This window comes from Marinomonas sp. FW-1 (genome assembly GCF_005222245.1).
GTDB lineage: Bacteria > Pseudomonadota > Gammaproteobacteria > Pseudomonadales > Marinomonadaceae > Marinomonas > Marinomonas alcarazii.
The window spans coordinates 866,694-892,936 of record NZ_CP025987.1 but is presented as its reverse complement, the minus strand read 5'-3'; the positions used below and the strand labels follow the sequence as shown (position 1 = coordinate 892,936).

At 42.8% G+C, this 26,243-nt stretch carries 24 protein-coding genes and 1 pseudogene; 4 read left to right on the top strand and 21 right to left on the bottom strand.

Going from position 1 to position 26,243, the window contains the following annotated elements:
* Positions 1 to 3: 3 nt before the first annotated feature.
* The 3 genes from C1X04_RS04135 to C1X04_RS04125 are packed head-to-tail and all read right to left on the bottom strand — an operon-like array spanning position 4 to position 2,081.
* Positions 4 to 465 carry a DUF1249 domain-containing protein gene (locus C1X04_RS04135; RefSeq protein WP_245927032.1) on the bottom strand — a complete coding sequence of 154 codons (462 nt, stop codon included), beginning with the start codon at positions 463 to 465 and terminating at the stop codon, positions 4 to 6.
* A gap of 13 nt (positions 466 to 478) precedes the next feature.
* Entirely contained in the window at positions 479 to 1,456 is a 978-nt protein-coding gene (locus tag C1X04_RS04130) for an acetyltransferase (RefSeq protein WP_137169241.1), read from the bottom strand.
* 4 nt (positions 1,457 to 1,460) lie between these two features.
* Positions 1,461 to 2,081: an NUDIX domain-containing protein gene (locus C1X04_RS04125; protein ID WP_137169240.1), complete on the bottom strand. Its 621-nt coding sequence runs from the start codon at positions 2,079 to 2,081 to the stop codon at positions 1,461 to 1,463.
* 96 nt (positions 2,082 to 2,177) lie between these two features.
* Here C1X04_RS04125 and C1X04_RS04120 point away from each other — a divergent pair, with 96 nt between their 5' ends.
* The 4 genes from C1X04_RS04120 (at position 2,178) to pseF (ending at position 5,899) form a co-directional block, all read left to right on the top strand.
* Complete coding sequence (locus C1X04_RS04120; protein ID WP_137169239.1) at positions 2,178 to 2,738, top strand: DNA-3-methyladenine glycosylase I; 561 nt, start codon at positions 2,178 to 2,180, stop codon at positions 2,736 to 2,738.
* Positions 2,739 to 3,006: 268 nt separating this feature from the next.
* Positions 3,007 to 3,999, top strand: a complete 993-nt coding sequence (gene pseB, locus C1X04_RS04115; protein ID WP_137169238.1) for a UDP-N-acetylglucosamine 4,6-dehydratase (inverting) — start codon at positions 3,007 to 3,009, stop codon at positions 3,997 to 3,999.
* Complete coding sequence (pseC, locus tag C1X04_RS04110) at positions 3,989 to 5,173, top strand: UDP-4-amino-4,6-dideoxy-N-acetyl-beta-L-altrosamine transaminase (RefSeq protein ID WP_137169237.1); 1,185 nt, start codon at positions 3,989 to 3,991, stop codon at positions 5,171 to 5,173. The genes pseB and pseC overlap by 11 nt, the downstream gene beginning before the upstream one ends.
* 3 nt (positions 5,174 to 5,176) lie before the next feature.
* Positions 5,177 to 5,899 carry a pseudaminic acid cytidylyltransferase gene (pseF, locus tag C1X04_RS04105; protein WP_137169236.1) on the top strand — a complete coding sequence of 241 codons (723 nt, stop codon included), beginning with the start codon at positions 5,177 to 5,179 and terminating at the stop codon, positions 5,897 to 5,899.
* Here the strand turns inward: pseF and pseG are convergent.
* From pseG to flgG, 18 genes and pseudogenes are all read right to left on the bottom strand, one after another.
* The gene (pseG, locus tag C1X04_RS04100) at positions 5,883 to 6,872 is read right to left on the bottom strand and encodes a UDP-2,4-diacetamido-2,4,6-trideoxy-beta-L-altropyranose hydrolase (protein ID WP_137169235.1); all 990 of its coding nucleotides are present in this window, start codon (positions 6,870 to 6,872) and stop codon (positions 5,883 to 5,885) included. The genes pseF and pseG overlap by 17 nt on opposite strands.
* Positions 6,869 to 7,900 carry a pseudaminic acid synthase gene (pseI, locus tag C1X04_RS04095; RefSeq protein ID WP_137169234.1) on the bottom strand — a complete coding sequence of 344 codons (1,032 nt, stop codon included), beginning with the start codon at positions 7,898 to 7,900 and terminating at the stop codon, positions 6,869 to 6,871. The genes pseG and pseI overlap by 4 nt, the downstream gene beginning before the upstream one ends.
* A gap of 2 nt (positions 7,901 to 7,902) precedes the next feature.
* The gene (locus C1X04_RS04090) at positions 7,903 to 10,011 is read right to left on the bottom strand and encodes a 6-hydroxymethylpterin diphosphokinase MptE-like protein (protein ID WP_137169233.1); all 2,109 of its coding nucleotides are present in this window, start codon (positions 10,009 to 10,011) and stop codon (positions 7,903 to 7,905) included.
* Positions 10,001 to 10,297 (bottom strand): hypothetical protein, encoded by a 297-nt coding sequence (locus C1X04_RS04085; RefSeq protein ID WP_137169232.1) that lies wholly within the window; start codon positions 10,295 to 10,297, stop codon positions 10,001 to 10,003. Before C1X04_RS04085 ends, C1X04_RS04090 begins: the two co-directional genes overlap by 11 nt.
* Positions 10,290 to 10,730, bottom strand: a complete 441-nt coding sequence (gene fliS / locus C1X04_RS04080; RefSeq protein ID WP_137169231.1) for a flagellar export chaperone FliS — start codon at positions 10,728 to 10,730, stop codon at positions 10,290 to 10,292. The genes C1X04_RS04085 and fliS overlap by 8 nt, the downstream gene beginning before the upstream one ends.
* A gap of 42 nt (positions 10,731 to 10,772) precedes the next feature.
* Positions 10,773 to 12,128, bottom strand: coding sequence for a flagellar filament capping protein FliD (fliD, locus tag C1X04_RS04075; protein WP_110575328.1), 1,356 nt, complete (start codon positions 12,126 to 12,128; stop codon positions 10,773 to 10,775).
* A gap of 40 nt (positions 12,129 to 12,168) precedes the next feature.
* Complete coding sequence (locus tag C1X04_RS04070; protein WP_137169230.1) at positions 12,169 to 12,594, bottom strand: flagellar protein FlaG; 426 nt, start codon at positions 12,592 to 12,594, stop codon at positions 12,169 to 12,171.
* 67 nt (positions 12,595 to 12,661) lie between these two features.
* Positions 12,662 to 13,762: a flagellin gene (locus tag C1X04_RS18840; protein ID WP_110575324.1), complete on the bottom strand. Its 1,101-nt coding sequence runs from the start codon at positions 13,760 to 13,762 to the stop codon at positions 12,662 to 12,664.
* Between the two features lie 921 nt (positions 13,763 to 14,683).
* Complete coding sequence (locus C1X04_RS18405; protein WP_175404892.1) at positions 14,684 to 14,827, bottom strand: hypothetical protein; 144 nt, start codon at positions 14,825 to 14,827, stop codon at positions 14,684 to 14,686.
* Between the two features lie 858 nt (positions 14,828 to 15,685).
* Positions 15,686 to 15,946: a flagellin gene (locus tag C1X04_RS18620; RefSeq protein WP_281270067.1), complete on the bottom strand. Its 261-nt coding sequence runs from the start codon at positions 15,944 to 15,946 to the stop codon at positions 15,686 to 15,688.
* Positions 15,947 to 16,543: 597 nt separating this feature from the next.
* Positions 16,544 to 17,023: pseudogene (locus C1X04_RS18545) on the bottom strand (flagellin); the annotation flags it as partial.
* Between the two features lie 343 nt (positions 17,024 to 17,366).
* Entirely contained in the window at positions 17,367 to 18,902 is a 1,536-nt protein-coding gene (locus C1X04_RS04055) for an HD-GYP domain-containing protein (protein ID WP_110575320.1), read from the bottom strand.
* Between the two features lie 23 nt (positions 18,903 to 18,925).
* The gene (flgL, locus tag C1X04_RS04050) at positions 18,926 to 20,233 is read right to left on the bottom strand and encodes a flagellar hook-associated protein FlgL (RefSeq protein WP_110575318.1); all 1,308 of its coding nucleotides are present in this window, start codon (positions 20,231 to 20,233) and stop codon (positions 18,926 to 18,928) included.
* A 4-nt stretch (positions 20,234 to 20,237) separates the two neighbouring features.
* Positions 20,238 to 22,214 (bottom strand): flagellar hook-associated protein FlgK, encoded by a 1,977-nt coding sequence (gene flgK / locus C1X04_RS04045; RefSeq protein ID WP_110575316.1) that lies wholly within the window; start codon positions 22,212 to 22,214, stop codon positions 20,238 to 20,240.
* A 238-nt stretch (positions 22,215 to 22,452) separates the two neighbouring features.
* Positions 22,453 to 23,445, bottom strand: coding sequence for a flagellar assembly peptidoglycan hydrolase FlgJ (gene flgJ, locus C1X04_RS04040; RefSeq protein ID WP_110575314.1), 993 nt, complete (start codon positions 23,443 to 23,445; stop codon positions 22,453 to 22,455).
* 8 nt (positions 23,446 to 23,453) lie between these two features.
* Positions 23,454 to 24,533 (bottom strand): flagellar basal body P-ring protein FlgI, encoded by a 1,080-nt coding sequence (locus tag C1X04_RS04035; protein WP_110575662.1) that lies wholly within the window; start codon positions 24,531 to 24,533, stop codon positions 23,454 to 23,456.
* 49 nt (positions 24,534 to 24,582) lie between these two features.
* Positions 24,583 to 25,431: a flagellar basal body L-ring protein FlgH gene (locus C1X04_RS04030; protein WP_110575312.1), complete on the bottom strand. Its 849-nt coding sequence runs from the start codon at positions 25,429 to 25,431 to the stop codon at positions 24,583 to 24,585.
* 13 nt (positions 25,432 to 25,444) lie between these two features.
* Positions 25,445 to 26,230 (bottom strand): flagellar basal-body rod protein FlgG, encoded by a 786-nt coding sequence (gene flgG / locus C1X04_RS04025; protein WP_110575310.1) that lies wholly within the window; start codon positions 26,228 to 26,230, stop codon positions 25,445 to 25,447.
* Positions 26,231 to 26,243 lie beyond the last annotated feature (13 nt).

The following is a 26,243-nucleotide window of genomic DNA, read 5'->3' as shown; positions in this document are numbered from 1 at the left end:
CAGTCAGGCAAACTGAAAGGATAAGGTGTCATTCAGTCTATGACCATGTTTCAAACACAGCTCTAACAAATCGGCTAACTGCTGGTTAAGACGAAACTTCTCGTCTCTGTGCAGCATGGCATCATTTGGATATGGGTACGTTCCGCTGTATTGGCGATGCCCATCCGTAATCTCTGCGATACCGACATCATGATACAAACGCACCGTCATAGATAGTGTGGTTTTGAAAAGCAGCTGTTTAGGAATTTCCGGACCAAACTCTAGCGCTATTTCAGAGGTGAAGCGGCTTTCTTTGCCCAAGGTGAGGCGTAAGCGACTCTCTTGATCGCCGGCACTGTGAATCGAAAAACTCCACGAATCCATCTCTTCATGACCGCGCAGGAGTTTACCTAGTCGGCGATAATTTAATTCACCAAGCATCTGTAAACTCACTAAATCTGGTACATATTGTTTCGATGTTTTCATAGCATTCGTCATTTTATTGCGACGTATTTCCTTTTGAAAATTCTTGTTCTGAGCCCAAAGTCTTTGCCTGTTTTAAAGCAGCAAGCTGATGGCTCATGCGTGTATCTTTATCGTGCCAGTATAGATTAAACCAAGTAAAAAAGTGCTCTCTATCTTTCCCTGCGGCTTGGTATTCTGGCGTTAACATGGTGTCAGGAATGGCCACATCTCGCACCATGACTTTCACTTTACCAATGCGACCGCAAAGCAAATCCCAGCCGCTTATATTGTCTTGCTCGTATAAGACATTGATGTCTGTAATACTTTTTATTTTCTGCGGCATTGTCTGCAATATAAAACTGATGCCTCCCGCCTTTGGCTTTAATAAACAGCGATAAGGCGACGCTTGTTGCCGATGCTTTTTTTCTGAAAAGCGTGTTCCTTCAACAAAACTCATAATGGAGTTTGGGTCTTTAAGCAGTCGCTTACAAGAACGTTTGGTGGTAGCTAGGTCTTTGCCTGCCAACTTAGGATTTTTAGCAATCTGAGCTTTAGTATAACGCTTCATATAAGGAAACCCCATTATGTAGGTGGCGGTTCCCACAAACGGCATCCAGAACAGTGCTTGCTTCATGAACACTCTTGGCAAAGGGCGACGATCCTTAAGCTGAGCAAAGACCGCAAAGACATCCACCCAAGACTGATGGTTCGCTATGATCAAATGCCAATGATCAAAGTCCTCTTTCATGGTTTCATCGAGTTCCCATTTCACATTTAAAATGTTTTGGAACCACCATTCGCAGGAAGCAAGCCAGTTGTAATACAAGCGATTAGCACATTGCTCTGCAAGGTTCGCGTAGCGCGTGTTTTTCAACAACAATAAAGGTGCAATAAGGTGTACAAGCGAAGCCCAAAACAGCACATTGGCGCACATAAATGCAAAGGAAACGAGGCCGATACAAGGTTCTAGCCAAGTCTTCTTATTTGTTAAACGAGATATTTCTGGCTTCATCTAATTAAGCACACCATCGTTTTATAAGATCACTTTTATTTAATGCAAACCACTGCAATCCCATGATGGTACTGGCGTTTTCCACGTCATTTTTAAGCAAATCAATGGCATCATCAGAGGAGACGAGGTGAAGTTTGATGTCTTCATTTTCTTCGTCTAAACCGTGCACCGTTTTCGTATCTACAAGACTCGAATCAAATTCGCCAGCGTACATGCGTAGGTATTCCACCAGACCGCCCGGTGAAGGAACAAACTTAAACATGTATTCAAGACGTTTTACTGTCACACCTGCTTCTTCGAACGCTTCACGGCGTGCGACATCTTCATCGCTTTCACCTTCTTCCACCATGCCTGCCACCAATTCCAGTAGCCAGGGTGACTCGCTGTTCAGTACCGCAGGGCGAAACTGTTCGATTAATAAAATTTTGTCGGCCACTGGGTCAAATAAAAGCACACACACGGCATCGTTGCGCACCATCATTTCACGGGTCATTGGCTGGCTCCAGTCACCGTTAAATTTTTTGTGCTTCAACGTCAGCTTACGCATTTCGAAAAAACCTTTATAAAGGCATTCGTCAGCCAAAACCTCGACATCTTTTTTACTGTAAGTCGGTTTAAACTTCATATTATCTCGTCCTAAGCAGAACACTATTTAGTACAGTGTCTGATATGATTAATTCGCAGTTAGGCATGTCGTTATTACACAATTGGAGTGTCATTCATGGAAAACATACGTTGCGCTTGGTGTTTAGGATCTCCCGAATACATTCATTATCACGATACTGAATGGGGAGTGCCTATTTATGATGATCAATCCTTATTTGAATGTATTGTACTAGAAAGCGCTCAGGCAGGTCTAAGCTGGATTACAATTTTACGTAAACGAGAGGGCTATCGCGCCCTTTTCCATAACTTTGACCCTGTAAAAGTCGCTAAAATGACAGACGCTGATGTCGAGCGATTATTATTAGATGAGCGTATCGTTCGTCATCGCGCTAAGATCGAAGCGACCATTAACAACGCCAAAGCTTTTTTGAAAATCGCTGATGAGTTTGGTTCGTTTAGCCAGTATTACTGGGCATTTAGCGACAACCAAGTCATCGACAACCCTATTGAACATCATACAGATGGCGCTTCTGTTACCGACTTATCTAAACGTTTAGCGAAAGATCTGAAAAAGCGCGGCTTTAAATTCCTTGGCCCCACGACTTGCTACGCTTTCATGCAGGCCACCGGCATGGTGAACGACCATATTGCGGATTGTATTGCCCGTCGTTCTTAACATACAGCCCTGACCCCATCCTAACCTTTCCCTTGATAAGGGAAAGGAACCAGATCGCACCTAGCTCCTCCCCCTGCTAAGGGGGAGGCTGGGAGGGGGGTGAACTTATCTTTAATGGTAAAAGACATAAATCAAAGTACAAAAAATCAAGCAGTTCCTTGATTTCATTAATGTTTCACCTAAAGTAGTCGATATAGTTAAGAGGCTCTTAGTACAATGGCGAGGCTTCTTGCTCTCCTCAATTCCATTATTTAGTTTGGTATATAACATGTTTGACAACAAAAGCATTCTTATTACTGGTGGTACAGGCTCTTTTGGCCATCAGTATGTGAAAACTCTATTGGCCAATTACCAACCTAAACGACTCATCATTTATTCACGTGATGAATTGAAACAATACGAGATGCAGCAAGAATTCGATGCGCCTTGCATGCGCTATTTTATTGGCGATGTGCGAGATAAAGACCGTTTAACGCAAGCCATGCGCGATGTGGATTTTGTGATTCATGCGGCGGCACTAAAGCAAGTCCCTGCTGCCGAATACAACCCTATGGAATGCATCAAAACCAACATTCATGGTGCCGAAAATGTGATTGCAGCCGCCATTGCTAATGACGTAGAGAAAGTCATCGCTTTATCTACAGACAAAGCCGCTGCGCCTATCAACCTTTATGGCGCCACCAAACTCGCTTCTGATAAGTTATTTGTCGCTGCCAACAACATGGTTGGCCAAGGCCGCACACGCTTCTCTGTGGTTCGATATGGTAACGTTGTTGGCTCACGGGGCTCGGTTGTGCCTTTTTTCCAAAAGTTGGTTGCTGATGGAGCAGAATCTATCCCGATTACTCACCCAGACATGACGCGTTTCTGGATCACCTTACCAATGGGTGTGGATTTTGTACTGAAAAACTTCCGTCGCATGCACGGGGGGGAAATATTCGTTCCTAAAATTCCTTCTGTGCGCATCATGGATTTAGCGGCCGCTTATGCGCCGAATATACCAACTAAAGATGTTGGCATACGTCCCGGAGAAAAGCTTCACGAAGTCATGTGCCCAGGCGATGATTCTTTTCATACGTACGAGTTTCAAGATCATTATGTGATTGCGCCAAGCATCAAGTTTTATCAAGATGATATGGATTTTGCGCACAATCGTTTAGGCGAAACGGGCGATTTGGTTGAACCAGGTTATGAGTATCAATCTGGCAGCAATCCACACTTTTTAACAGTAAAAGAGATTTTAACCTTCGATGACGCATGATTTTATTCCTTACGGCCGCCACTCGATTAGCGAAGACGACATTGCGGCCGTCGTAAAATCGCTACGCTCTGATTTTTTAACTCAGGGCCCTTACGTCAGTGACTTCGAACAGGCTATTTGCACAAAGGTCGGTGCTCGTTATGGCGTCGCCGCAAACAGTGCCACATCAGCGTTACATCTGGCTTGTTTGGCATTAGGAGTTGGAGTGGGCGACACGGTTTGGACATCGCCTAACACCTTTATCGCTTCCGCGAATTGCGCACGCTATTGCGGTGCAAACGTCGATTTTGTTGATATCGATCCTCGCACTTACAATCTGTGCGCAAATAAATTGGCTGAAAAGTTAGCCATCGCCAAGGCGAACAACAACTTACCCAAAGTCGTGATTCCAGTGCATTTCGCGGGTCAATCCTGTGATATGCAAACCATTCATGCACTGTCGAAAGAATACGGCTTTCGGATAATAGAAGACGCATCCCATGCTATTGGCGCGAAATACCAAGGCAACTATGTGGGTAACGGGGTTTACAGTGATATCTGTATTTTCAGTTTTCACCCAGTAAAGATCATTACCTCTGGCGAAGGTGGAATGGCAATCACCAACGATGAAACACTTGCCAAGCACATGCGCACTCATGCTCAACAAGGCACAACCAAATCCCCTGAAGACTTAACCCAGACGCCAGGAGATTGGTATTACGAGCAACATACGCTGGGCTTCAATTACCGCATGACGGACTTGCAGGCTGCTTTGGGTTTATCTCAGCTGTCTCGTTTAGATGACTTTATCGAACGTCGCCATCAGCAATTTGCCAACTACAAGGCCTTGTTAAAACATTTGCCCGTCACCTTGCCTTATCAAGCAGAAGATAATTATTCGGCCCTGCATTTGTGTCCGATTTTATTACCAGAACATAACAAGTCGGCAAGAAAAGGCGTTTTTGATATTTTACGTCAAGGCGGAATTGGTACTCAGGTGCATTACATTCCGGTGCATACGCAACCTTATTACCAAGCGCTTGGTTTTAAACAAGGCGACTTTCCTATCGCGGAAGACTATTACGCTCGCACTCTGAGTTTGCCGCTTTTTGCCGATCTAACCTATGAGCAACAAGAGCGAGTGGCACTGATTTTAAAACACGCCTTAATTGCTAATCGTGTGATGAGCGCCTAAACAATGACAAAGCACTCTCGTTCGCAAGACAACCCAAAAAATTATCGCGTTGCGGTTATTCCGGCTCGTGGTGGTTCTCAGCGTATCCCAAGAAAAAACATTCGCTTGTTAGATGGCAAACCTTTGATAGGTTATTCTATCGAAACAGCGATTGCTTCTGGGTTATTTGATCGCGTAATTGTGTCCACCGATGACACAGAAATAGCAGAGGTCGCACGTCAATTTGGTGCCGAAACCCCCTTCTTTCGCCCTGCCGATTTAGCCGACCACATGACTGGCACAACCCCCGTCATGCAACACGCGTTACGTTGTTTAATCGATGAAGGCAAAACACCAGATCAAGCTTGCTTAATTTACGCCACTTGTCCGCTACTAACGCCGGATGATTTACAGCAAGGTTTGGCACAGCTTAACGAATTCACAGCTTTTTGTTTTTCCGCCACGACGTTTGCCTTCCCTATCCAACGGGCGCTTCATATCCAAGAAAATGGTGAGTTAGCGCCAATGTTTCCTGAACACATTGGAAAGCGCTCACAGGATTTAACCGAGGCAATACACGATGCAGGACAATTCTATTGGGCGAGCACTCAAGACTGGTTTGATGAAGAAATATTTGGCCCTAAATCCAAGCCTTTGATGCTACCAAGACATAGAATTCAAGACCTAGACACAGAAGAAGATTGGTTGCGTTTAACGCAAATTATGGCACTTAAAAATAGGAATTAATGGTTTCTGCCACGCGTTTAGCACCATTACCATCAACTAAACTGCAGGCAATTTTACGGGCATTTTGCTGCCACTCAATGTCCAGCCACAGACGCTTTAACTCTTCAGCGAGCAATTCAACACGCTGCAATCTAATGTCCTCCGCTACGTTATCAAAACGAAGTGAACGACACCAACCAAGTGGAACATGCTGCTCTAAAGAACGTGTTTGATTGTCAGCAACCTGAGCAAATATCGTAGGCACGCCCATACAAGCCAATTCAAATAAAGTGCCACCAGCAGCAGAAATGGCCATCCTTGCTTGTTCCATTAAAGGCGTAACATCCGTTAAACCTTGCGCAAAAGCAATACTATTATCTTGGCAACACTTAATCACTTGGTCGGCATCTTTGGCGTTGGCACCCAATAAAACCTGTATGTTTTTCCGAGGAAAATTAGACGCCAATAAGGTATTTAGAATAGGCAAAGTTAACGCCAGCGGGTCTGTACCACCAAGCGTAATGAGCAGTTGCTCTGGTACCTTGTGGTTGTCTTGAGGGTGTTGAAAAGCAGGTCTTAATAATGCGTAGCGACTGCCTGTTAATGGAAACTCAACTAACTTGGAATATTCTTGCTGCAAAGGATTGAGCAGCCATTTAGCAGGAAACTCTCCCCTATCATTCATATCATCCAATACTAGGAGATTTTTTTGATGCTGATAGAGCTGGGTAATATCGTCGGCACTGTAGTCATAATGGTCTAAGATGACCAAGTCAGCTTGCTTTGCTAACGATAAAAATTCAACCTTGCTGGCTTTGCCAGGTTGACCTCCGATAAAACAATCTTCAGGGGCTGAAAAGGCTTTATAGCGGCAATCCACAACAAACTGACACTGCCAACCTAGTGCTTGAAACGCATGAATCAAGGCTTGGCAGCGAACTCTATGCCCCATGCCGATTTCGACAGAAGCATCGGCTCGCACCAAGAGTTTCACGCCATCATATCCCAAGCAAGGGGTTGGCCTTTTTGTGCATCGGCTACTAATGTTTTCCCTATTACATCTGGCCAGTGCTTAGGCGCAAGACCAAACGAAGGACGAATGATTTTAAGGTGCTCTTCGGTCAATATGGTGCCAGCAGGTAAATCTGCAGCCACATAAATAGAGCGACGATATTTCTTCGCTGCTTGTTCGGCATCAGAGCCGCCATATGTCACTGTGCCAAGCGCCGCTTTTGCCGCACGGCAAGCAACAACCAGCGCCTTCATTTCCTCTGGCTCCATAGAAAATTCAGCATCGACACCACCCGCACTACGATCCAACACAAAGTGTTTTTCAATCACGGTGGCGCCCAGCGCTGTTGCCGCTACGGCAGCGCCGATACCTTGAGTATGATCGGACAAGCCAATCGGGCAACCCGTTTTTTCAGCCAAATCCGCCATGGTAACCAAATTAGAGTCTTCAATCTTGGAAGGATAAGTACTGGTACATTTAAGCAATGTGAGTGGGTTATCACCAATGGCTCGAATGGTTGCTACGGCTTCGGCGATTTCTTCTTCGCTCGCCATTCCAGTGGACATAATAATCGGCTTGCCTGTTCGCGCAACCGCTTGAATCAGTGGGATATCGGTCATTTCGAATGAAGCTATTTTATATAAAGGCACATCGATGGATTCTAAAAATGCCACGGCACTCAAATCAAAAGGCGAGCTAAACGCGACTAACCCTAAAGACTCGGCTAACTCAAACAAAGGCTTATGCCATTCCCAAGGCGTTGAGGCCTTTTGGTACAAATCATAAAGATTGGTACCACGCCATAAACTGTCACTTTCAGATACCATGAATTCACCATGACGGACATCTAGTGTCATGGTATCTGGTGTATAAGTCTGTAGCTTAATAGCGTCCACGCCCGCGTCCGCCGCGGCATGAATCATGGCTTTAGCGAGTTCAAAATCTTGGTCATGGTTGCCAGATAATTCAGCAATAATAAAAGGCGTTTTTTCAAACATGGTTTCGAACATAGTTAACCGTTATAAAAAGTGATTAGATGATCATTGCCTTTATCCACGTATTCAGACGCTTGCTGAAGCATACTAGGCATTTCATCGAGGAACTCACACCAAGGTGTAAACAGATGACGAGCACGAGCAACCGTTTCAGCTTCGTCTTCAAATTTAAATAGGAACTGCACAATCAAGAAGGCCGAATAGGTGAAAGAGCCAATCAATAGATCATGAATATGACGATAAACACTGCCTCTCAAGAAATAAATTTCTCGGTGATATGACCAAAGTAAGTTACAGACATCCTCACGCGTTTTTATTGAGTCATCCCAGCCACTTTGTAAAACCTTGCTGATTTTCAAAAAGTCATCCACTGAAAGCAGCTGGTCTGGCGTTTGATGTAAAACCGCTTCAGGAGATTCGGTAAAAAAGGCTTCTTCGAGCAAGTCGATTACGCGTTTTTGGTCGATAACAGGATCGGTAATCAGAACATCGTCGATTGAGAGTGGTGTGACACCTTCTATTTTGGCGCCATCAGACAAATTGAAACTCTCAAAGTTTTTACGCTTATTTAAGTTACGTATCAGAGATTCAAGCTGAACTCTCGATGTATCCATTATGCCTGTCGCATAAATTGTCCCACCGAAGTTGCCCTCACGCTCCACCAGCTTCGCTTCCTGGAAGGTTTGAAACCCAGTTTCTTTGCCGTCTTTATAGTAACCACTGTGTACAGAATGGTGAGTATTCTTATCCTTGAAGCCATTATCAACCCCCATAAAGTACACATTATTAAAACCAAATAAGTGCACATAAGATAAAGCTAAATTGGCCACAACAGGGTTACAGAAATTCAGCTGTACATAGTTCTTGTCATCGCCATTAGCGCGAGCATGAGAAAGGATAAGAGAAGTGATTGCCTCGCCAGGCTTCATTCCCATCCCAGAACGATCAAAATAATCAAAATACTCTGGGTGCATGACATCAACACTGAGTCCCCAAATTCCTTTTAAGTACTCTTTATCTAAAAACAGAAACTTATCAACCGTCTGCTTCATTCTTTCAATGTCTACATGTATATCAGGCGTAATACCAAGCTTACTTAAGGTATTAATAGTAGAGCCACATGAAATCAATAACACTTGATCACGAATCTCTTTTATCAGCTCAATACCTTGATCTAGCGATGGGCCATTACCAAGGATAAATACAGGAACATTGGTAACCCATTTAGGCAGTACATCACGTCCTTGAAAATGGGCGACTTTTGTTTTCGGTAAGGATCTTAACCCTTGCGCGATACCAATTAAAGCATCATCAAAGAACCCCCAGCCCATCACTTGGCGTGCATAATGCTTCTTAAAGTAATCAAATACTTTATTATTTTCAGGGCTAGAATACCCCATGAAAAGATAGGTTTCAGGCGCCAAAAAGTAGCCATTCTCTTGCAACTGAAGCAGATAAGTATCTGTAAATTCGTCCGGCTGAATACCCAAAAAGAAATGTACAGTACGACCATCTTTATTAAAGGTATCTAGGATATTCTCCCAGTCTATTGCGAATAAAGAGTAGTGAAAAAAGTCTAAGTCACTTTCATAGAGGTAAAGGTGTTTAATTTCCCTTTGCTGTAACAATAGCTCAAGCTGATAGCCAAACTCGATTCCGAAAACAATGGCAGCCCCCACAAACTGAGGCCACTCTTTTTGTTCTTTTAGCCCTTCTGATTGGACCTTCACTTCGTCAAGAATCTTGTTGCTGTAGAATACATGACGGCTGTCGTTGTTAAGAGAGCGCTCTAAATTAAGCAGTGTTTTCGTGGGATGAGCAAAAGCATGATTAATTTTTTCTTGCGCTTGAGTTCGAGGATTTGTCGAAAATAGAGGAAACCCTATGTCTTCCCTAAAAATATTTAGGTCCCCTGACTCTTCCATGTAGATAAAGCGCTTCTTGGGTACATAGCCTTGCAATTCTTCATATATATGAGGCATTACCTGTGAAAAAACAGTCATATTTTTCACATAGCGCTCAGTCAACTCTTGATCGTTTTCTTTTAGCCTTCCTGCGCCTGCTTTAAAAGATTCAAGAAATGCTTCCGCATGCTCAAGGTTAGAAAAAGGATCGTTATTCTGCATGCTTTACGCCTTTGTATTTACTCACACTCTTGCGAGTTTTTATCGACTGATAAAGTTGATTTTGTACCGTTTGATGAGTTTGTTTTACCAACAGAGTGGCTGATTGATGAATATCAATAAAGGATTTTAATTGCTGATTAGCTGAAGTGTTTTTTTTTTCAGGTTGAATAGAAAAAATAAAATCACTGTTTTCGGAGCACAAGCGTTGAATTTCATCAATATCTTCCGATAACACAGCTTGCTCTAAGTCTTCAGTTAACTTGGTCAGCCGAGACAGATCAAGCATTCACAGCCCCAGCTCGGACTTCACTTTCACGGTTGTAGGCTTCTTGCTTATCCGCTTCCGATATCTGATCCCAAGCCCCTTTTATCTGTAATAGAAGAGCAATAACTTGGTCTATAATAGCAATATCTTTAGACACACTGGCTTCGTTGATTCGCACCGTCATGTAGTCATATAAACCCTCTAAATTATCGACTAATTCAGGGTTCGCATCTCTATCTAACGCATCTCTTAAAGCGTTAATAATTTCTATCGCTCGAGTAAATGCAGCCGCTTTGCCAGCCCAGTCAGCTCGTTCAATACAGCCCTTACCCAAAGCCAACCTTTCGATTGCCCCTTGCAGTAGAAGCTGAATAACTCGATGAGGATCTGCCGAGGCTAAATCGGATTTAATCGAGTCCTTTTTATAGGCCTGAATCCCTTTTTTCCCGTACATAAAGCAACCTCAATAAATTTACTAATTTGGTTCAAACAAAAATTATAGCTGGTTTAACATCGAATTCAGATAATCACCTTGCGCATTCATATTGGCAAGCTGTGTATCTAAATTCGTGAATTTACTGCGTAAAGACGCCTCATATTTAGCCATACGGTCTTCATAGTCAGAAAGAGACTCTTCCGTACTGCCAATAGATTTTGTAACAGAGTCCTTCAGGGTATTATTCATTCCCCTTGGGCCTGCGTAACTTTCTAATAATGAATCAAGTGAGGTTGCTAAGCCATTTTTACCCGTAAACAATGACGCTACGGCATCAAAGTTCGTTTCGGCGGCTCTATTAAACTTATCACTATCATAGGCTAACGTTCCGTTGTCCTGGAACTCTACCCCAACGTCAAAAATGGAGGTAAAAGGACTGCCTGGCTCAGCGTAATTAGACATTAAATTAGTCGCCAAAGATGAGCTTAAGTTCCGTATCATACTGTTTCCATTCAGAACGGCACCCTTTGCTGTATTTTGTTTAAATACACTAATGAGCTCATTATAAGAGCTAACAAAACCCTGAATGGTATTCTCAACTTCTTCTTTATTATAACTAACTTCTACTTTTTTAGGCTCTGGTGAGACGTCCAACGCTTTGATTTCTAAACCTGCAATCGCACTATCAAAATCGTTCGTTTCACTGCGCACTTTAATGCCGTCGACAGTGATCATGGCGTCTTGCGCTTCACCGCCCGCAGGCACACTTAAACCAGGAAAAAAGCCACCAAGACCAACACTGTCTAATGTTAGGTTACTACTATCAATTTTTAAGGTGTTACCGGCGCCGGTTTTTGTAGACGTTATCGTGAAAAACATATGTCCATCGCCATCATCCACCAAGTTGGCAGATACACCAAAGTCTTTGCCTTCAGCATTTATTTGTTCGCGAAGCTGGGACAAGGTTGTGTCTGGCTTTACATCTAAGACAAGCTTTTGATCGCCCGCTGTTAGTTTAAGCTCTCCCCCTGAAGAGGTTACTTTCTCATCTCGGGAAGTAAATGATGTGATATCAGAAACAAGACGACTTCCTTTTGCTAACTGGTCAACTTGAATAGAATATTTATCGGTGGAAGCGGTTTTGTCTGCAACAACAGAAAATGATGGTTTGCCATCTGCGTCTTCGATGGTTGCATTACGACCTGAAAAAAGGTCAGCATTATTCAAAGTGCTTACAAATGTTTTGAAATTATCAATTGCGGAGCCAACTGAACCGAGAGCAGAAAGCTCTGCTTCATACCCAGCGAGTTTGTCTTGATACAATTTTACTTTTGTATCTCTTCTTGCGCTCACCATATCACTTACTAGGGATTCCAGATCTAATCCAGATCCAGCACCTAATGAGCCAATAGCCATAGCAACTCCCCAAGTTTAAAACATAACATTTATAACAAAATCACACTTCACTATTCACTAATGTTCCTTTTACGTCACTTAGCTGATTCATGATAGCATCAATTCTTTCTGACATCTTCAGGAACTCTTCTGTGGGCATTTGACGCACCACATCACCTGTCGTTTGGTCTAACACTTTCACAATATTATTTTTGCGATCTTCGGTCATTTCAAACGATAACTGAACATTTAATTGAGACATTTTAATGTTCGCGTTCTCAATCTGCTTTGGCTCAACACGAGGAGAACTTGCTGCCCCTTGGCTGTTACCACTATTAGCACCAGTTTTATTACTATCGGCTGAACCCTGTATTACTTTAGCATTTGCTTCACGTAATGCTCTAAATTGCTCATCCGCTCGCTGGTCTTGCCTAGTTGTAACCACTCCCATTGGCTGCTTTGAAAAATCACTGGAATTAATTGACATATCATCAACCCTCTAAACGAAACAAAAGCTGGAACAAAGCCCCAGCTTTTCGTTAAACCTAATAATTTTAGCCCAAAAGAGACAAAGCAGTTTGTGGACGTTGGTTCGCTTGAGCCAATATAGATGAACTTGCTTGCTGTAGAATCTGAGCACTTGTTAGTTTAGCAGTTTCTTCAGCGAAGTCAGCATCACGTACACGAGAACGAGCGGCTGATACGTTTTCTTGGATATTACTTAGGTTACTGATACTAGAACCTAGACGGTTTTGAATCGCACCCAATTCTGCACGCTTAGAACCTACAGCAGAAATCATATTATCCAAAATAGAGATCATGCTTTGTGCGTTTTGGATAGAAGTAACCGATGGCGTACCAAAGCCTTCTTCTGGATTACCAAAACTACTAGAACGACTTGCTGGTGGCTGAGGCACAGCTGGTGCATTCGGATCTACATAAACTTCACCACGCTCTTCAGCAGCAGCGATCGCTTCTAACTCTGGATCCTCATACTCATCACCGTTAGCTTCAGCTTCTGCTCTCGCTTGTGCTTTTGCTGCATCTTTTTGTACAAAGTAATCGTTATAAGCAGCCACTTCTTCTTGGTACTTCGCTTCAGCAGCCGCATTAGAAGATAGACCAGCCATAGTGAAACCACCATTGCCTGCGTAATCTTGGTTTTCACCTTTACTCAAATCAAAGCTAATTGTTTGGTTTGCGTCTGCACCAACTTGGTAAACACCATCATAAGTACCATCAAGCAAGCTACGACCACCGAAAGTGGTATCAGAAGCGATACGGTCAATCTCTGTAGATAGAGCCGTGATCTCTTGCTGTAGTGCTTTACGGTCTGCATCAGAGTTAGACCCGTTTGCAGACTGAATAGACAGAGTACGCATACGCTGCAGCATGTTTGTCGTTTCATCCAACGCACCCTCAGCAGTTTGAGCTACAGAGATACCGTCATTGGCGTTACGCACTGCCTGATTCAAACCATTAACCTGAGATGTTAATCGGTTAGAAACCTGCAAACCTGCGGCATCATCTGCTGCACTATTGATACGCAAACCAGAAGATAAACGCTGAAAAGACGTATCCAAAGTTTTGCTTGAGTTCATCAACTGACGCTGTGCGCTTAAAGATGAAGTATTCGTATTAACGTATAAAGCCATTATAGCCTCCTAGGTTTCATTAAACTCCGCAAAAAAGCAGATCGTATAAGGTTTTCGACAAGAAATTGAAAACCTTTAGTCAATTTCGGAATATTTTTTCCTTAAGGTGGAAAAAAACATCCCATAAAGCGGCAAATTAATGCCTAACTAATTGTTTTAACAGGATTAAAAAACAATTAAATTTTTTTACGTTTTTTTCTAAAGCACGTACTTTCCGAGCAAAACGGCTCCGAAATACCACTTCAAACGCCCTAAAACCCCCGCTAATGACAAAATACTGACATTCGACAGAAGAATTACCCGATCACATGTACATATTGTTCAAGCCGTATATTGCCAATTGGGCAAAACGGTAACCTTTTATTGCCGCACCCCATTGCCACAATGCGCCACAACACAGCCACAAGCGGAGAATGCTTGCCACCGCAAATAGGCAGCAATATTCCTACGACACAAATCGCAAAAAGCAACATAGGTGGTGCCTTTCTCGCACTCACATACCCATTAAAATCAGCTCATAGCGGTGCAGCCAAACAATCCATTTTTTCAATCCCCCCCCCAGGCAAGTCCATTCAACGCAACAGCCCCAGCAATATTTTTTTATCGCCACTTCTTTCCATACAAAAAGCGCTCTTTATTCGACTCAAACCCTTCTTAGGTGCAATACAAACCTGCTGGTCACGCCACAAAATCAGGGCGCAACTGTGCCATTAGAAAACGGACGTCTCTTTTCAACAGGCGCACACAAAAAACAGGCAAAGCTAGATGCGATAAAGCCTAAAATGTTGATCACTAAGAACAGCAACACCCTCAAATACGCTCACCTCAAAAAAAATTCGATACCATAAAATCCCAGCAAGGCTTCGTTATTAAGCCATTTTCAATCTATAAAGCTCTGTCGAATCAACTCAGCCGATACTCCTAGGCACTAAAGGCCTCGATACCTCGTTTGAGCCATAATTCAGGCGCAACTGTGCCAGCAAACAACCAATTGTTTTTCGCCATGCACGAGCAAACAAAACCAATACACATCAGCCCAAAACGATTGCGATCAAAAGCACTCATCAAACAACTCCAGCCATCAATCTGAGGCGTACGGAACAAATCGCTTACCCTGCCCTTTAAAATCGAGACGCAATTGTGGCGTTTAAAACAGTGCTTCAACTTATCGTTCGCCCACAGACAAACCCGAAATGGCAGCGCCAAATATCCGACATCCGAACCCCTTACCTATCAAGTAAAGTGACCATTACTTTCAACACATAAAAAAAGCCAAAGCATCCAACCTCTCTTGCCAATCAATCTCTTGTCGGCACGACCAATCCGTGTATTTCTATCTATCGAAGAATGCATCGAACAACAGCATGACTCACATGTAACGCCTTTCATCAGCAGGCAAGACACAGCTATGCCAGAACAAATTAATCCCCCTTACAGACAAGCGGGACTCATTCATTTTTTTCACGCGCACAGCCATATCGCATTGCATCAGCCCTTAAGACTTTCGCCATAAAAAAACAGGCACATCTCATCACCTAAAAGCGATTCAACTCATGAACAAAATCACTACCTTCAAAACAACACCCTATTGTTAAAAACAAACAAATTCTCGATAGCCCATATAGCAATAGACTGGTACGACCAGTTACTTAGAAGCCCATCTCACAGCTGCTCTCTGGTAAGAAGAAACAAAACATGTCCCTTCTAATGCCAAAAAACACCTATGGCATAAGCCTAGAACCCTCTCCAAAACCCGAAAAATGCTATAAATCAGCACTATTTAGGCAAAAAAAAGCCGGGTGAAAATTCACCCGGCTGAAAAGGCACCTCTAGGAGAGAGAAGTAGCCTATATTCCGAGAAGATCTCGAATTTTTTCCAACTGAAGCCGCTTTTTTATGCGAACTTCAACCATGTTAAACCACTTAAGATCCTAGTAACTGCAATGCAGCTTGAGGTCTTTGATTCGCTTGCGCAAGGATCGTCGAGCTTGCCTGCTGAATAATTTGAGAACTAGTCAATGAAGCCGTTTCAGCAGCATAATCTGCGTCTCTTACGCGAGATCGAGCAGCCGATACGTTCTCAGAAATACTAGACAAGTTATTCACAGTTGAACTAAAACGGTTCTGCACAGCACCTAACTCAGCTCGTTTAGAGTCAACCGCTTGGATCATGGTATCCAGCATTGAAATCATACTTTGTGAATTCTTAATATCTGTAATGGACACCGTCTCAGCTGTAATTAATGGCTTGCCGTATTTTTTCTCTGGCTCGACATAAGTGCCATCTGGCTGAGTAATGCCCCCATCTGGGTGATTAATTGTCCCATCTGGGTGAACCATAGATCCGTCCGGCTGCATAACGCGCCCATCAGGATAAGAAATACTGCCGTCCAGACCTGTCGTTGTTCCATCCGCATTCAAAATTGTTCCATCTTCGTTAACAACGTCTTCTCTGATGGAGCCATCTTCATTGATAGGTGTGCCATTTTCATCAATCAACACCCCATTTTCATTAATAGGGCGGTCTTCTTCATCAATAAGAACACCGTTCTCATTGACTCGTAGCCCGTCTTCATTGATCAACTCACCTTCTTCATTAATTAGATGTCCCTGTTCATTAACAGCGTCACCATATTGGTTAACAAAACCACCTTCTTCAGTCGCAATAACCTGAATTGGCTCTTCTTCTGGCTCAATATAAGGAACCCCTGAAGTCAAACCAGAAATAGTAAAGCCACCGTTACCAGCCAAGTTGATGGAATTATTGATGCCACCATATTCCATTGAAAAACTGATCGTCTGATTAGCATCCGCACCTACTTGGAAAATACCTTGGTAAGAACCATCAAGAAGGTTTCGACCACCAAAAGTGGTAATTTCAGCAATTCGGTTAATTTCTTGTGCCAATTGCCCCATTTCTTGTTGTAGGGCAATACGGTCTTCGTCAGCATTCGAGCCGTTTGCAGACTGAATAGACAAAGTACGCATACGTTGAAGCATGCTTGTTGTTTCTTCCAAAGCACCTTCAGCAGTTTGAGCCAATGAAATGCCATCGTTAGCATTTCGAACAGACTGGTTCAAACCATTAATCTGTGATGTCAAACGGTTAGATATTTGAAGACCCGCAGCGTCATCACCCGCACTGTTAATACGAAGGCCAGATGACAATCTTTGAAACGCTGTATCGAGTACTTTACCGCTACTTGTAAGCTGACGCTGGGCGTTCAGCGAGGACACATTTGTGTTTACATATAAAGCCATTTTCTTCTCTCCTAAGAATATTTAAAATCAAGACAACCCTCTGATTTAATTAGTTTTTTGGGGTTTTTGTCTCTTAATAAGGTTATCGACACAGATAAGATAACCTTTAATTGTTTTTGCACTTTTTTTAGTTTTTATTTAATTTTTATTCTTAGTTATTAAGCGCTAGAACGGTTATCGAACAGAGCCCCAAGAACTTTAGAATAAAAGTAAAAATATCGTGAAAAACATGGAGATTAGGTGAAAAAAACGCACATCAGCTTACAGAGGTCTCACTCTGTAAGCTGACAGGGGGGATACTAAAAGGAAAAAATTAGAAGGAGGGAGAGTTCATTACAATGTATTAAGAAAGGTGATTGATGAATTGCAGTCCGAATTCTTGCGGATCAACGTCTTTTTCAATCTTCACCTCTGTTCTTAGATTCGCAACCTTATTCAGCTCAATATCTGAAGCCTCAATAAACGCTTTGTTTGTGACACTGTACACCTGACGCACCAAAGAAGGCTGAAATGATTTATTCAGTGTCAGAACAAACCCAACCCTTCCATTAGAAAGCGCGACACAAGAACCAACAGGAATAGAGCCAATACTATTTAAAAACACAGACAGTAATTTTTTATCAAACGCCAAACCGGACTCTTTCTGCATTTGCCGATACGCCTTAATAGGCCCCATTGAAGGCTTATGCGGCTGCTCTGAAGTCATTGCATCATAAGCATCAATTATTGCGGCAATTTTCCCATACACAGATATTTCCTGATCTTGCTTACCTGCAGGATAGCCAGAACCATCTATTTTTTCATGGTGATCAGCTAGCATTTGATAAACAGCCTTCGGCACACCTTCACACTTTTGCAAAATCTGCTCTCCGAACTGTATGTGCTTACGAAATAAATCAAACTCCCCTTCCGTCATTTTGGTGGTTTTTGTCACCATCGCCATCGGTAATTTAAAACGCCCTAAGTCAAACAACAGGGCACCAAGCGAGATAACTTCAATGTAGGCATACGATAGCTTTAGCGCTTTCGCAAAGTGAATAGCCAACACTGCCATTCCCATTGCATGCTGTTCTAGATAGGCTGAGGGATCTTTAATATGACGTATGGCCATGAGAGAAAAGTTATTACGGGTATGAGACTCAATTAATCGACGGCAAAACTTCATCATCTCAAGCATTTCAAGCTGCTCACCACGCTTAAAGCGCTCCACTTGAGCTGATAATAAGATATGACCATCCTGAAATATTTTGAGTGCTGTTAATGTTTCATCATCAAATGAAGTGGGAATTAACTTATGGTCGACAACACTCTTTTTAGCCATTCCCGTTTTCTTAACTTGCTGCTCTGGAGCAACAACGGTCTCGGAGGTTATGTCGACGTTTTTGGTTTTATCCTGGGCTGACTTATAGCTCAGAATATACTCTCTTGTATGATCATTTAGCTCTTGCCTGAAATAACGAAACAGACTTTTGCCACGTGCATACTTACTACGCAACTCTTTGGTATTTAGGTCAGGGTTGAGTTTTCTAAGACTTCTGACAGAGCGACCGGTAGCAATGGACATGCACAATATGAGAAATCTCTCCTGTGCGTCATACAGTCGCTCACGCCGAGTATTTAAAAGCTTGTCATCCGAGAAGTAAGGATCATAAGGCAGAAATTCAGAGTCCAGAGTTGAACGCAATACATCAAAAGCAATCTGACGCATAGCAATGATGACAATACGGTCTTTTTTGCCATGCATCCCAATCAGACTTTTAACACGTTTACTGCCAACAACTTTGTCCTTAATTTTTAGGATAGTGAGTATTTCAGTAATATTAAAATACCCGACATTAATATCAGCCCCAAAACAGGACTCCATTTTAAATGCTGACATTGTTTACCCTACATCCTAAAAAGTTACATTTGGTTAAATAAAGACAAATTACTCATGCGAGAAAAGACCTTCTGCGAAGCATTAAGTGCAGACTCTTTCATAGACAGTTCGGTAGCAGCTGCCCCCATATCCAATTCACCTTCTCTACTTTGAGCAATCGTATTAGACAACTGGTTGGCCGAGCTATAATCCTCTCTATCTTCAATCATATTCAGCCTTGCACCAATTTCAGAACGCCCTTCACCAATTCGTTGCTGAGCATTATTAATGCTGTAGGTAGCACTGAAAAATGCAGCCTCCCTATCACTGTAGGTGCTATTTTTATCAGTCAAAACAGCTAAAGAGTCTTTTATCTGGTTAAGTACGTTATCTTTTTCTGGCTTTTTAAGAGAGATATCAATAGAAGCTCCTGGCTCCCCCTCAACAATAAAAGACATCCCAGCAAACGCGATCGGCTTACCCACACGATACTCACCAGATTCAATGACCTCCCCATCACTGTTTGTAATTGCATATTGGGCAGGCATACCTGTAAACAGGTGATAATTATCCAACGCCTCTTCCGACTTTCCATCCTTCCCATCAGATACCTGAGTATCTACAGGTTTTTGATCTTCAGCGTAAGAAGTAGTCAAATAATAGCGATTTACTTGCGCATTTTCAGGATCATAATTTTTCGCCATAAAAGCATCAAGATCAGCCTGATCCTGAACTTTAGAGCTTAATCGTACATTACCCTCAGTGATTTTGGCGTTAAAAGATCGATTCGTCCAAATATCCTGAAAAAGCACTTTCCCTGAATTAGTCACAGGAATTTTAATGTCTTCTGAAATCTGGGCAAATTTCTGCCCTTCGTTACCGGACCAATGGTAACGCCCATCACTCCCCAATCTAAAGGCTGGGCTTTGAGAGTCAGTACCAGCAAATATATAACTTCCATCGGCGCTCTTGGAATTCATTAGATCGGCCATTGACTCTGTAATTAATGAGATTTCATGGGCAATCGCATTAATATCTGCTTGAGTATTAATGTCATTCTGAGCTTGGATAAACAGCGTTCTGGCAGTATCTAAAAAATCATTCAAACTGTCCAAAGCCACTTCTTGGTATTCCAAGTTCCCTTTGGCCATTTTCATCGCTTCATCATATTGTTTTAGCGTTCGATTATTGCCGTCATACAGCAAAATCTGACTGGCTCCAACCGGGTCATCACTTGGCTTTAAGATATTCGTTTGCGATGATATTTTGCCTTGAACATCTAAGATTTTTTCATTCGCCTGACTAATAGATCGGTTTGCTTGACCGTAAATTAAGTTATTCGTTACACGCATAATCTTACCTCATGATCCCAAGCAAAGTTTCAAACGTTGTACGAGCAGCAGTCACCACTTGAGCGGAAGCAGAATAGGATTGTTGATATTTCAAGAGATTCACCGCCTCCTCATCAAGACTTACCGCAGACAAACGATCACGACGAGCAAGGCTTTCATTTAACACTATCTCACTTGCGTCAGCGTGCCCTTCTACCTCTGCTGTTTTACTACCCACGTAGGAGATGAAGCCAGAAAATGACTTCATCAGGGTATCTTCACCAGCAACTAAGGATTTATTCTGTAGATCAGCCAACGCAAGACCATTAAAGTTATCGGACACACCTATGTTATCGGTACTAATAGAAAACTCATCACCTTTTTGTGGTTTCGATGAAACCGATACATCAAACCCGGCCTCGTTAGACAGACCGGCTTGTTCAAGCAACTTAGTATACTGAGTCACATTGCTTACTGAAGCAATTTCGACTCCAGTTGCATCACGAACAACGTATGAACTTGGCGAAGTAAAGTAAATTTGATGTGGAGCACTTGGATAAAGTGGCCCATCAGATGAAAACGCCGATGTCTCTGGGTCTGTATTCGTTACAGACGTTAATGAAATTCGGGCATCGGATAAGTTGCTAGACCCAGTACTAACGCTAACAGGCGCACTTAAAGCAAGCGCCTCACCATTTTTTGCAAAGAGCGACAATCCAGCTGCAGCACCTTCCGTTGGGGTAAAGCGGAACACATCGTTATCGTCAATGGCACTCATATTATCAATACGAATATCAATGCCAAGTTCGTCTATCTTAACGTATCCATCACTGTCTTTTGTGAGTGAGACAGGATCAAAAATAATATTCTGCTCCGTTGAATTGCCTTTTTCATCAATTCTTTTTATTGAAAAGCGATTATCGTCCGTTTTGGTTAACTCAAAAGTCTCTTTTGTGATTTTAGCTGCTTCACCATCCGATACCTTGACTGAAATATCTTTAGCCTTGTTAATATTTTCTAGGGATGAATAGACTTTTACTTCCCCTAAAGAAAATAGGTTTTTACCTGCCTGGCCGTTACCATCAATACCTTTTTTATTCTGAGTATTCATAGCATCAGCTAACGCAATGGCGTGCTGCCCTAAGGTTCTATCAGCATAGACACTAAATTCAGATCTATAGTCAACAAGCCCACCAACACTTCCGCCTAAGCCTTGTGTTTTTAAAGCCACTTCATAGTCACCAAAGCTCACCACCAAATCAATTTTTTTGGGTTGCAATTGATTTGGTCTAACTTTAATTTCTGTCGGGTTTTGGTCCATAACCAACGGCTGACCATTTGCCAACTGTATTGTCATCAACCCTTCATCGTTAAATTGAGCGTTGATATCTAGATATTCAGATAAATCCTTAGCCAACAACTCTTGTTGATCTCGTAACTCATTGGCTGGCGATCTAGAGAGACCTTCTTGTCTCAAAATTTGTTTATTCAGACTTGAAATTTTTGATGTAATGGCATTTACATCTTTCAAAGATGAAGAAAGCTGTGCATCTACCAGCCCTTCCTGATCACTCACCACACCAGACAAAACATGATATTGCTGCACTAGATTAGTAAGGCTAGAGTGGGCCAACTGCCGCAATGACGAAGACGTAGGATCGTTATTAACCGTCTGTAATGCATCAAAAGATTTATTCAGATATGTGTTCAAAGAAATACTGTCTTCTGCCAACAGATTGTCAGAAGTCGAAATCATCGAATGATAGGTATCGTAATAGGAATGTGTCGAGGTATCAGTACGCACTTGCTTACTAACAAAATTATCAACCAGGCGTGCAGTATCACGAAGTACGACACCTCCTACAGGCGAACTAGTGGTGTCAGTCCTTTGGCGGCTATAACCCTCTGTATCCACATTGGATGTGTTCTGCCCTGTCGTATTAATACGGGCATTACTGGACTGAAGTCCAGACAAACCAATTGAATATAAATTTGAGCCCATTGCTCACACCTCTAGTACGTTTTCAAAATAGCCAAGCTTTAAAAGCCCGCTCTAACGACTAAGGATGCAAGAAGTTTACCAATGCTTCTATTTAGTAGAATTTAATTTCGAAATATTTTCTTGAAAGAGAGTGCAAAACAAATGAAAATAAGAAAAAAGGTAACTTTAACAACACAATATAGGATTTTAGGCGATTTTATTTAAAAATAAAAAAGCGCCAAGACGGCAAGAAAAAAGCCTACAACCGCTGAAACCATTCGCTTGAAAGGATATTTTCAATTTTTTCAGCGTATTTAGGGTCTGTAGCATAGCCGCCTTTTTGCAAAGAAGCGGCAAACATTGACGCGTCATCCCCAGCATTAATGGCATCTTTATACCGCTCACTAGAAGACAAAAAATTCGCATAATCTTCAAAGCTTTGCGAAAAAGAATCGTAAGCCCTAAACGCGGCTTTCTCTCGCCGAGCAACACCATCACGAAACTCTAAGGTATTCACAACGGCCCTATCGCCCTGCCAACGAGTATCGGCTTTAATGCCAAATAAATTAAAACTGGCCGCACCATCTTCTTTAGCAATAGGGTATTTACCCCACCCTGTCTCCAATGCTGCTTGAGCCAATATAGCCTTGGGGTTTACCCCTAACTTTTCGGCCGCTCGCTGAGCATGAGGCCAAAGGTTATCAACAAATTCCTGCGGGGATCCAAATACAACAGAAAGTGCGGAAGGGGCAGCAGTAGAAGAGGACTCGTCTGCAGCGCCAGTAGACGCTTTTTGCTTAGCCTCTTGCTGTACAGATTCAATAAACTCCGTCGACGCACGATGCGCCAAAGCCTGAATTCGAACCAAGTCCTGTTTTGCCACTTGATTTAAAAAGTCAGTATCTCCACGCTGTTTGGCTTCAGGAGAGCTGATACGGGCCTGCTGCTGTGTTTGATACTGACGAATAAGTGCGTCAGATAAGCCAATACCACCAGAACTCGCTAGACTCTGCGACATCTGAGAGTCCATCATTTCCTGATACTGCTTTGTTTGAGCACTAGCAAACAAACCACTTCCGATTGCCTCGTTAGTGCTACGCATATTTTTCAACAGCATGTTAATGAAAATGGATTCAAATTGCTGAGCCACATCTTTTAACGCGCCATCAGGGTCTTTTTGCGCCTTAGTTTTCAAGTCAGTCAAGGTCGAAAAGTCAGCAAAAAAGTCTTGTTTGGGCGGCACTGAGTTCATAACCAAATCTATATCACCACTAAATCTGCATTAATAGCACCAGCTTGTTTTAAGCCTTCCAATATCGCCATAACATCACCTGGCGCTGCGCCAACCTGATTAACGGCACGTACAATATCATTCAATGAAGCACCTGGGTCAAACACAAACATACGACCACTATCAGGGGCTATTTCAATTCCCTCACGAGGCGATATGATTGTCTCTCCGCCGGTTACTGTTCCATCTTGACCAACTTCAGGTGGCACCTCTTGAATTGTCACAGTTAAGCTACCATGAGTAATGGCGGCAGGTGAAACTTTGACATGCTGACCAATAATAATGGTTCCAGTACGAGAGTTCACCACAATACGAGCACGCTCTTCAGCAACTTCAACATCCAAGTTTTCAAGAATAGACAGATAAGTAACACGTTGACTTGGGTCTCTTGGCGCCGATACTCGAATAGACGTAGCATCTAGAGTTGTTGCCACACCAGGGCCAAGGAGGTTATTAATCTTATCTGATACTTGCTTAGCCGTTGTGAAATCTGGGCGATTCAAGTTAAACGTCAAGGTGTCACCGGTATTAAAGCTACTAGGCACTATACGCTCAACGCTGGCACCGTTAGGAATTCGCCCAACAGTAGGCACGTTAACGGAATTTCTTGAACCATCAGCGCCTAAGCCACCCACAACAAGGTTACCTTGCGCAATTGCATAAACAGCCCCATCCGCACCCTTCAATGTAGAAAGCAAAAGAGTACCGCCTCGTAATGCGCTTGCGTTACCAATAGAAGAGACCGTCACATCAATTTTCTGACCTGGCTTAGAAAAAGCCGGCAAGGTCGCCGTCAAAGAAACCGCTGCCACGTTTTTAGACGTTGCATTCACTCCATCCGGCAAGGTCACACCAAACCGAGACAACATGCTTGCAAAGCTCTGATTGGTAAATGCGGTACTGTCGCCCGTGCCATTAAGACCAATCACCAAGCCATAACCAAACAATTGGTTCTCTCGAACCCCCTGAACACTAGCAATGTCTTTCAGACGCTCAGCCTGAACAGAAAAAGATAAAAAATATAAGACAATTAGCGCTATGTGCTTCATCACATCACCCATTTACGAGGAACCAGTCCCCTGTAGTTAGATCATTAAATTAATATGGCATATTGCTTGTATTAAGCAAACGACTCACCCAACCTTGCTCACTTCCAGCGGCAACATCTCCCGTACCCGAATAGGTAATTCTTGCATCCGCCACACGTTCAGACTCTACCGTATTATCAGGAGAAATATCCTGCTTTCTAACCATACCTGAGAAGCGAATGTACTCATCACCTTGATTCAAGCGCAGCCATTTTTCACCACGAACGGCGAGTAATCCATTTGGATACGCCTTATAAACCGTTACTGAAATTGTCCCGCTCAAGCTGTTATTTTGGTTAGCTGAAGCATTACCACTAAAATCTGTTCCCTGCTGAGGCAGCGTTGTATCTACTCTCAATTCCTGCCCAAGAACCGTTGGGTTTTCTATTGTTGCCGAAGAAGACTTTGAAACCGTTGCCGCATTGGCCTTAGTAGAGGTTGTTGTTTCATTTAGGTTGATGGTCAAAATATCCCCAACCTTACTGGCCTTTTGATCTCCAAAAAAAACATCTCCCATATTAGCCTGATAAATACCGCCGGTTGGCGCCTGAGAAGGCGTCATATCACTCGGGTATACCGGTGCGTAATAAGGGTCATCAGACTGAATGGATTGACTAATATTAGGTCCATTTAAAGGATCATTAGGATCAGGCACATAGCCTTTACGCGCCTCTTCGGATGAAGCACCATCCTCACCATTATCTTCATCAGCTACAGCGTCAATAACAGCATCCGTCACAGCGGCCGCCGCACCAGCGGCCGCTGCATTGGCTACCGCTTGCTGATTTACATCCCATGTGAGACAACCAGACAAGCAAACACTAAGTAAAATTAATAAGGCAAATTTAATCTTCATCATGATCCACATTTTATTATAACTGCTGTATTGCGAAGCTCATCATACCGTCCGCAGAGGCAATCACTTTTGAGTTCATTTCATAAGCACGCTGTGTCGTGATCATATTCACAAGTTCTTCTATCGAATTCACGTTAGAAGCTTCAAGCATACCCTGAGCAATCGTTCCCAATGAATCTGTCCCTGGTACACCAACTAACGGTGGCCCACTCGCATTGGTTTCTGTAAATAAATTTTGTCCGGCAGAATTTAATCCTGTTGGGTTAATAAATCCCGCTATATTGATGGCCCCGACTTGCTGAGCATCAGCGTCACCATTTTTACGAACAGATACGATGCCATCTTCTGCGATCATGATCTCGATAGAATCTGGGTCAATTTGAATACCCGGCTCTACAACCAAGCCACCCGATGTTGATAACTGGCCTTGACTGTTCAACTGAAGGCTACCATCGCGCGTATAAGCAATCGTGCCATCAGGCTGTAACACTTGTAGAAAACCTTTACCCTGAATAGCGATATCAAGCTGACGGTCAGTCATATTGTAATCGCCATTAGAAAAATCTTTTTGAGATGCGCCCACTTTTACCCCTGTTCCCAATTGCAAACCTGAGGGCAATTCAGCGTTTTGGGCACTTAATCCACCAGGAGCACGAACAGTTTTATACATCAGATCTTCGAATACTGCTCTGTCTTTCTTAAAAGCCGTCGTTGAAACGTTAGCCAAGTTGTTGGCAACAACGTTCAACTGCTTATCCATTGCACTTAAACCCGTTTTACTAACCCATAATGCCGAATTCATAAATACCTCTTAA

Excerpts from the sequence above, each read along its gene's own strand:
- C1X04_RS04135 (WP_245927032.1), bottom strand. The coding sequence starts at position 465 with ATGAAAACATCGAAACAATATGTACCAGATTTAGTGAGTTTACAGATG.
- C1X04_RS04130 (WP_137169241.1), bottom strand. The coding sequence starts at position 1,456 with ATGAAGCCAGAAATATCTCGTTTAACAAATAAGAAGACTTGGCTAGAA.
- C1X04_RS04125 (WP_137169240.1), bottom strand. The coding sequence starts at position 2,081 with ATGAAGTTTAAACCGACTTACAGTAAAAAAGATGTCGAGGTTTTGGCT.
- C1X04_RS04120 (WP_137169239.1), top strand. The coding sequence starts at position 2,178 with ATGGAAAACATACGTTGCGCTTGGTGTTTAGGATCTCCCGAATACATT.
- pseB (WP_137169238.1), top strand. The coding sequence starts at position 3,007 with ATGTTTGACAACAAAAGCATTCTTATTACTGGTGGTACAGGCTCTTTT.
- pseC (WP_137169237.1), top strand. The coding sequence starts at position 3,989 with ATGACGCATGATTTTATTCCTTACGGCCGCCACTCGATTAGCGAAGAC.
- pseF (WP_137169236.1), top strand. The coding sequence starts at position 5,177 with ATGACAAAGCACTCTCGTTCGCAAGACAACCCAAAAAATTATCGCGTT.
- pseI (WP_137169234.1), bottom strand. The coding sequence starts at position 7,900 with ATGTTCGAAACCATGTTTGAAAAAACGCCTTTTATTATTGCTGAATTA.
- C1X04_RS04090 (WP_137169233.1), bottom strand. The coding sequence starts at position 10,011 with ATGCAGAATAACGATCCTTTTTCTAACCTTGAGCATGCGGAAGCATTT.
- C1X04_RS04085 (WP_137169232.1), bottom strand. The coding sequence starts at position 10,297 with ATGCTTGATCTGTCTCGGCTGACCAAGTTAACTGAAGACTTAGAGCAA.
- fliS (WP_137169231.1), bottom strand. The coding sequence starts at position 10,730 with ATGTACGGGAAAAAAGGGATTCAGGCCTATAAAAAGGACTCGATTAAA.
- fliD (WP_110575328.1), bottom strand. The coding sequence starts at position 12,128 with ATGGCTATTGGCTCATTAGGTGCTGGATCTGGATTAGATCTGGAATCC.
- C1X04_RS04070 (WP_137169230.1), bottom strand. The coding sequence starts at position 12,594 with ATGTCAATTAATTCCAGTGATTTTTCAAAGCAGCCAATGGGAGTGGTT.
- C1X04_RS18840 (WP_110575324.1), bottom strand. The coding sequence starts at position 13,762 with ATGGCTTTATACGTTAATACGAATACTTCATCTTTAAGCGCACAGCGT.
- C1X04_RS18405 (WP_175404892.1), bottom strand. The coding sequence starts at position 14,827 with ATGAGTGCTTTTGATCGCAATCGTTTTGGGCTGATGTGTATTGGTTTT.
- C1X04_RS18620 (WP_281270067.1), bottom strand. The coding sequence starts at position 15,946 with ATGCTGGATACCATGATCCAAGCGGTTGACTCTAAACGAGCTGAGTTA.
- C1X04_RS04055 (WP_110575320.1), bottom strand. The coding sequence starts at position 18,902 with ATGTCAGCATTTAAAATGGAGTCCTGTTTTGGGGCTGATATTAATGTC.
- flgL (WP_110575318.1), bottom strand. The coding sequence starts at position 20,233 with ATGCGTGTAACGAATAACTTAATTTACGGTCAAGCAAACCGATCTATT.
- flgK (WP_110575316.1), bottom strand. The coding sequence starts at position 22,214 with ATGGGCTCAAATTTATATTCAATTGGTTTGTCTGGACTTCAGTCCAGT.
- flgJ (WP_110575314.1), bottom strand. The coding sequence starts at position 23,445 with ATGAACTCAGTGCCGCCCAAACAAGACTTTTTTGCTGACTTTTCGACC.
- C1X04_RS04035 (WP_110575662.1), bottom strand. The coding sequence starts at position 24,533 with ATGAAGCACATAGCGCTAATTGTCTTATATTTTTTATCTTTTTCTGTT.
- C1X04_RS04030 (WP_110575312.1), bottom strand. The coding sequence starts at position 25,431 with ATGATGAAGATTAAATTTGCCTTATTAATTTTACTTAGTGTTTGCTTG.
- flgG (WP_110575310.1), bottom strand. The coding sequence starts at position 26,230 with ATGAATTCGGCATTATGGGTTAGTAAAACGGGTTTAAGTGCAATGGAT.